The sequence below is a fragment of the Nitrospira sp. KM1 genome, assembly GCF_011405515.1.
Classification (GTDB): Bacteria; Nitrospirota; Nitrospiria; order Nitrospirales; family Nitrospiraceae; genus Nitrospira_C.
Genome location: NZ_AP022671.1, coordinates 4,195,490 through 4,202,500, shown reverse-complemented (window position 1 = coordinate 4,202,500; position 7,011 = coordinate 4,195,490). Strand labels below are relative to the sequence as shown.

The following is a 7,011-nucleotide window of genomic DNA, read 5'->3' as shown; positions in this document are numbered from 1 at the left end:
CCAAGCGAGATTGGCTATCGATTCGGCGGTCGAACTGGTCAGCCGCCAGGAATCGGCGGCAGGCGTCTGAGGCCTGGTGTAATCCGGCCCCATCTTGCAGGCAGACAGCGCCGCGATGACACAAGCAAGAGCTGCAGGAAATGTCAGAAAGACAGGAGAGCGGGTCGGGGTTTTTTGTCCTTGGCTCCCTTGTGCGTTCGCCAATTCACGCTCCTCTCGCTTCATGATTCAGTGACCTCCTTCCGCAGGCTCCGGAATGGAGCCAGGCACGAGCGCCGGTGCGACCGGCTTATGCACTGGAAACCATTTTTCCACCAGATAGTAGCTGACCGGAATCACCACAATCGCCAGAACACTCGCGGCAAACATTCCCCCCAACACTGTGAATCCCAGAATGACCCTCGCGTGCGCTCCTGCACCGGAAGATAGAACCAGCGGAAAGACGCCGAGAATGAATGCAAAGGCCGTCATGAGAATCGGCCGGAGACGCAGGCGGGCGCCTGTCAATGCCGCCTCCATGTAAGGACGTCCTTTTTGGACTTCCATCCGCGCAAATTCCACGATCAAGATGGCGTTCTTGGCACTCAACCCGATCAGCATCACCAACCCGATCTGCGAGTAGACGTCATTTTCCAGGCCGATCGCAGAGAGCGCCGCGAACGCGCCGAATACTGAAATGGGCGTGGCCATCAACACGCTGACAGGCAGGGCCCAACTCTCGTATTGCGCGGCCAGGATGAGAAAAACGAAGAGGAGTGAAAATCCGAAGATGACCGACGGAGGCACTCCTTCGGCTGCCACCTTTTCCTGATACGACATGCCCATGTAGTCGAAACCCATTTCTTTCGGCATCGTTTGGGCAAAGACCTCTTCCAACGCGGCCATAACCTGGCGTGAGCTGTATCCGGGCGCCGGCATGGCATTGATCTGTGCGGAACGATACTCGTTGAATCGCATCGTAAATTCGGGGCCGTCGATCGGTCGCATGTTGACGAGGGTCGAGAGGGGCACCATCTGACCCTCGTTGTTCTGGACATAAAACTGCCCGACCTGCTCCGCTTTCGTTCGGTATTCCGGTTCCGCTTCGACGTAGACCTGCCAGAGCCTCCCGAAGCGATTGAAGTAATTGACGAACGCCCCGCCCATGAACGTTTGCAACGTCTGGTACACGTCTTTCAACGCCACACCCTGCTTCAATGCCTTGTCACGATCGACATCGGCAAACCATTGTGGAGTGCTGGGAATGAGCGTGGTCACGACCCGCGCCATTTCAGGCCGTTTCGACGCGGCATCGAGAAACCTGGTGGTCTGCGCGGCCAGAACGGAAAAAGGTTGTCCGGTCCGGTCTTCCAGCAAGAACGTCACGGCGCCGGTGGTACCTACACCGGGAATGGCCGGCGGCGGGAATGCAAACGCCGCGGCTTCGGGCATTTGACTCAACCGCTGATTCAAGGAGACGAGAATCGCGCGATACTTCTCCTCCGCGGCCTTCCGGTCCTCCCACGGTTTGAGCGCGACGAACACCACAGAATTGTAGGTCGTGAACGTTTGACTGAGCACGCCATAGCCCGCGACCGTCGTGTAATATTCGACTCCCGGCGTTGCGGCCAACAGTGCATCGACCTGTCTCATCACGACATCCGTGCGTTGCAGCGACGCCGCCGGAGGCAATTGCACATTGACGAGAAAATATCCCGTGTCTTCCAGCGGGATGAAGCCGCCGGGCAGGCGGCTGCCGAGCACCCCGGCCGCTACGGTGATCAGCGCCAGCGCGACCATCGTCCGCCCCGCCTTGCGCATCAGCACCCCGCACACGCCGACATAGCGCTCCGTCAGCCGCTCAAACGCCCCGTTGAACCAGCGGAAGAATCCGCCCAGCCAGCCCCCCAGCGGCCGCTTCGGCTTCAACAGCAACGCCGCCAGCGCCGGACTCAACGTCAGCGCGTTCACCGCCGACAGCAGCACCGACACCGCGATCGTCACCGCAAACTGCTGATACAGCCGCCCCGTAATCCCCGGAATGAACGCCGTCGGCACGAACACCGCCGTCAGGATCAACGCGATCGCGATCACCGGCCCCGACACCTCCTCCATCGCCTTCAAGGTCGCCTCGTGCGGGCCCATGCCCTGCTCGATGTGATGCTCCACCGCCTCCACCACCACGATCGCATCGTCCACCACCAACCCGATCGCCAGCACCAACCCAAAGAGGGACAACGTATTAATGGAAAAGCCCAGCAGCGGAAAGATCGCAAACGTGCCGATCAGCGACACCGGCACGGCCAAGAGCGGAATCAACGTCGCCCGCCAGCTCTGCAAAAACACGAACACCACGAGAATGACCAACACAATGGCCTCCCACAGCGTCGTCAGAATCTCGTGCAGCCCCTCCCGCACCGCCAGCGTCGTATCCAGCGACACCACGTAATCCAGATCGTCCGGAAACCGCTCCCGCATCTCGGCCATGAGCGTACGTAACCGCTGGACGGTGTCGATGGCATTGGAGCCGGGAAGTTGATAGACGGCAATGACGGCGGCAGGAGACCCGTTCATGCGGCCAAGAACGTTGTACACCTGCGCGCCGAGCTCGATGCGTGCAACATCCCGGATCCGCACGAACGATCCGTCGTTATTCGCACGCACGACGATGTTGCCGAATTCCTCCTCTGTCACGAGGCGGCCCTGTGCGCGCACCGTGTACGTGAACTCCTGTCCCGGCGGCGCCGGCTCCGCGCCGACTTGGCCCGCGGGATTCACGGTATTTTGCGTGTTGATGGCATTCGTCAAATCGATAACCGTCAGTCCCAACTTGGCCAGTTGATCGGGTTTGACCCACAGCCGCATCGCGTACTGGCCGGCTCCAAAGAGCTGCACCTGGCCCACGCCGGTCACCCGCGTCAGCGGATCGTTGATGTTGATAAAAGCGTAATTGGCTAGGAAGGTCGCGTCATAGGTGCCCTTGGGGGAATACAACGACAGCATCATGAGCGGAGTGCTCAAGGCTTTTGGATTCGTGATGCCGTATCGCTGAACGGCTTCGGGGAGCTGGGGCACGGCGATGGTCTGACGCATCTGCGTCAACACTTGATCGGTGTTGGGATCGGTGTCGAGATCGAAGGCGACACGCAGCGTCATCTGCCCGCTGCCCGCGCTGGTGGAATACATGTACAGCATGTGGTCGACGCCGTTGATCTGCTGTTCGAGCGGCGTGGCGACTGCCTGCTCAACGGAGAGGGCATCGGCGCCGAGATACGTTGTCTGGACCTGGATTTCCGGGGGAACCAAGTTCGGGAATTGCGCAACCGGCAGGCGGAGAACGGACACGATGCCCACCAGCACTGTGATGATCGCAATCACCATGGCCACGATCGGCCGATGGATGAAGAATCTCACCATGTGCTAGGTTCCGGCGCGGGTTGACGGAGAAATGGCCTCAGTATCCGTGATGGGAGGTTCGGGAGGAACGGGCTTGGGGGAGACCACGACCCCGCTGCGGACTTTCTGGAGCCCTTCGACGACGACCTGCTCTCCGGGATTCAACCCGCTGGTGATGACCCATTGCGTCCCGATGCGCACACCGGGCTTCACGCTCTTGACGGCGATCTTGTTGTCGGTTTCCACCACCGCCACATGATAGCTGCCTTGAAGCTCCTGCACGGCGCGCTGCGGGATGAGCAAGGCTTCCCGAAGCGTCTCGATCGTCGCTCGTACCTTTGCATATTGGCCGGGACGCAGCACGTTTCCAGGGTTCGGAAAGTAGCTGACGATCGTGATTGTCCCCGTCTTCGTATCAACCTGTCGGTCGGCAAGCGCCACCTTCCCCTTGTGGGGATATACCGTTCCATCGGTCAGAATCAGCTCCAGCTCCGGCCGGTTCGGGTGGTCACCCATCGGATCGGCAGCGACCTTTTGGATGCGGTCGGCGAACCGCAAATACATCTTTTCGCTGATGGGAAACAACACCTTGATGGGATCGACCTGCGATACGGTCGTGAGAATCGTATTCTCCATGATCAAGTCGCCGATTTGCGCGTTGGCGATGCCGGCCACCCCGTTCACCGGCGACATGATGGTCGTCCAGTCGAAGTTCAGCTTGGCCTTGTCGAGATTGGCCTTGGCAGAATAGACCGAAGCCTTGTTGGCCTCATTGGCTTGAATGGAATCGTCCAACTCTTTTTGACTGACGGCACCCTGTTTGGCGAGAGGAGTATCACGCGCCACATCGAGCTTCGTTTTCTTGTACGCCGCTTCCGCCCGTGCGAGTTCCCCCTTCATTTGATCGAACGAGGCCTGATAAGGACGCGCATCGATCTTGAAGAGGACATCGCCTGTTTTGACGTAGGCCCCTTCAATGTAGTTGCGCGAAAGCAGATAGCCTTGCACCTTGGCGCGGATCTGCGCATCCACCATGCCGGCAGTGGTGCCGATACCTTCCACAATGACGGGCACGTCTCGACGGACGACTTCCGTCACCAGCACATCCGGAGGCGAGGCGGACACCGCTTCCTTGCGCTCACAGCCGGCGAGGACCGTGAGAAACAAGCAAGAGAGGATGAGACAGGGGGGGCCCGACCTGAGGGCGTCTGCGTGTCGTGAACGTGCCAAGATGGCAGTCCTTCTCTGTTTTTTAAGGGGATTACTTATACAATCCCCTCGGCAAAGCGTCAAGCCGGACACTTGCTATTCAGTCCTCCCTGCCCTACGCTTTTCCCGCTCATCGAGTGGACAAGGAGGTTGCCATGCGCCTATGCCGTCGTGTGATCTGTGTGCTCGTCATCATCTCCTTCGCTGCCTGCGCCCCAACGAAGCAGGCTCGCTCAGTCGATACCAGCGGCTTCCTGGGTAACCTCTATCCGCTGATGCACAAGGGAGAAGATGGAGAATCGCTCCTCGTCTACAAGAATCCCAAGGTCGCGACCATTCCACGAGGAACCTACAAGAAAATGCTGCTCGATCACGTACAGATCTGGAGCGAACCGACGACCAATCCCGATCGCCAGGCTCAAGCGCAGAAAATTGCCGATCTTCTCTACACCATGGCCTACCAGAGCATGTCGCAGGACTATGAAATGGTCTCGGAACCGGGGCCGGGCGTATTGCATGCGCAAGTTGCCATTACCCGTGCTGACCCAGCCTACGTGGTGTTGCGCGCCGTATCCACCATCCCGGCGCCCATGAACGCATTCGCTGTCGCATCCCTGTTGAAAAACATCGGTACGGGCAAGCCGTTGTTCGTGGGAGACGCCAGCTTGGAGTTGAAACTCTCGGATTCCATCACGGGAGAAGTGCTGGGCGCATCGGCCGATCGCCGTGTCGGCAAGAAACGGCTGGACGCAGATTCATTCGACTCATGGGACGACGTCCATAAGGCGCTCGAGTTTTGGGTTGCACAGGCGCGGTACCGCCTGTGCAAAGAGCGTCATGCCGATCATTGCATCGCGCCCAAGGATTGATGGACCGGCGGGATCAGTCTGGCTCTGAGTTCCGGTACTTCCCGGAAGAGACAATCGCTCACCACTTGATTGCCATAGGGAGAATAATGTCCTCCGACTTCCGCCGGATTGAACAACTTCGACACTCCGGCTGAGCCGACACATGCGCGAAGATCGTGATAGGGAAGACCTGCCTCCCTCACAATCTTGAGCGCGATGGGTTCCCACCGGGGACGCGGAAAGTCCGTTTCCGTTGGCAGATAGACCAGAATCGGCACGGCATGGTCTGCCTTCACATCGTTCGTGAATTTTTCGAAGATGATTCGGTTGATACGTTCGGTTTGTATCCGTGAGATCTCCGGCCGTTCCCGTTCGTGAAGCGGATACATAGACAGGAACAATCTCAAGACGTAGGAAGCATCAACATACCTGTCTATCGGACGATCCCATTCCGTCTCTTTATAATTCACGTCGTAGTCGATGAACGGAAGCTCATGAATGGACTGGCGGGCCAGTATTTCAGGGATACGGGGAAGCGGGGTATTCAGAACTTCGAGACCGTGGTCTTTCAACACAAACCGTGGTTTTGAAAAAGGCATCCCGCCTTCTGGAAACATGAGAAAAATATAAATTGCCATCGTTCGAATCACGTCATGGTCGATGAATCCGAGGATCACCAGATCCGGTCGCCAGGCACGAACGTCTTGCAAATATCGCAAGTACATTTGATCAACTCCGTATCCTCCGACGCCAAAATTCAGGATTTGGCATTGCGATCCGAGGCGCTGTTGCATCCTGTATCCCCACGTGTCTTCGTAGGGAACAACTTCTCCAAACGTGAAAGAATCTCCTAACAGGGCGATTCGGCAACCGGGCGACGGCCGTTCAAACGATTCGCCGGCGCGCCCGCTTCGAAGACCCTCAACACTGCTCAAATAGGGTCCTCTTTCGCTCGTCCGACTCTTTCCTACGGTAAACCCCAAGGTCTCATCGAACACGTAATATGTGGGATGAGACTTGGCTCGTTGTACGAGCCGCTGATATGCCCTAACCGTGCGATCCCACTGCCTTGGATAGAGCAACATGGAGCCAAGACGCTCCCCGATTTTATTCTCGTGAACCACGGACCGAAGAAAGATTTCGGCGATAAAAATGCTGATGAGTATCACCGCAACATGCATCACGATGACGTAACGCCACTTGGTGATACCCTGCCGGGACGCATGTAGACAGATCCGTAATACGGCAACGGCTGCTGCAACGAATAGCAGAGCCGCCCCCACACTGATCGCTCCCGGCCTACTGCCCAGGAAAGTCACGACATCAGAGTGCCCTTTGATCCTATAGAGGCTGACCACGAAGATGATGGTCAGGATGACACAGGCATAGACCCCGAGAGTCAACCTCCACTCAGAAAATACTTTCTGCTTAGCCGCCTTCTTGTCAGTCACGGGTCATTCACCCTTCCTCATCCTGACGGTGACCGTCAGGATGCCGGTCTTCCACGATTCACGGATCCCCGGACATCTGCAGCTATTCCTAATAGCACACATCCTTCTATCGATCATGTACAACGATT

Annotated in this window: 5 protein-coding genes (1 of these 5 running past the window's edge); 1 reads left to right on the top strand and 4 read right to left on the bottom strand. The window is 57.8% G+C overall.

Annotated features, from left to right (window positions below):
• The 3 genes in view from W02_RS19860 to W02_RS19850 are tightly spaced (at most 3 nt apart) and all read right to left on the bottom strand, a layout consistent with a single transcriptional unit that may run on beyond the window.
• On the bottom strand, window positions 1-225 hold the start of the coding sequence (locus W02_RS19860; RefSeq protein WP_173050913.1) for an efflux transporter outer membrane subunit. Its footprint begins 1,341 nt before the window's first position; the window shows 225 of its 1,566 coding nt (coding positions 1-225); the start codon lies at window positions 223-225; its stop codon lies off the left edge, out of view.
• A 3-nt stretch (window positions 226-228) separates the two neighbouring features.
• The gene (locus W02_RS19855; protein ID WP_173050911.1) at window positions 229-3,396 is read right to left on the bottom strand and encodes an efflux RND transporter permease subunit; all 3,168 of its coding nucleotides are present in this window, start codon (window positions 3,394-3,396) and stop codon (window positions 229-231) included.
• 3 nt (window positions 3,397-3,399) lie between these two features.
• The gene (locus W02_RS19850; RefSeq protein ID WP_197742078.1) at window positions 3,400-4,605 is read right to left on the bottom strand and encodes an efflux RND transporter periplasmic adaptor subunit; all 1,206 of its coding nucleotides are present in this window, start codon (window positions 4,603-4,605) and stop codon (window positions 3,400-3,402) included.
• Window positions 4,606-4,739: 134 nt separating this feature from the next.
• Here W02_RS19850 and W02_RS19845 point away from each other — a divergent pair, with 134 nt between their 5' ends.
• Window positions 4,740-5,453 carry a DUF3313 domain-containing protein gene (locus W02_RS19845; protein ID WP_173050909.1) on the top strand — a complete coding sequence of 238 codons (714 nt, stop codon included), beginning with the start codon at window positions 4,740-4,742 and terminating at the stop codon, window positions 5,451-5,453.
• Here the strand turns inward: W02_RS19845 and W02_RS19840 are convergent.
• A complete protein-coding gene (locus W02_RS19840; RefSeq protein ID WP_173050907.1) occupies window positions 5,429-6,883 on the bottom strand; it encodes an SGNH/GDSL hydrolase family protein in 1,455 nt (484 codons plus the stop codon). The two genes, W02_RS19845 and W02_RS19840, sit on opposite strands and share 25 nt — an antisense overlap.
• Window positions 6,884-7,011: the final 128 nt, after the last annotated feature.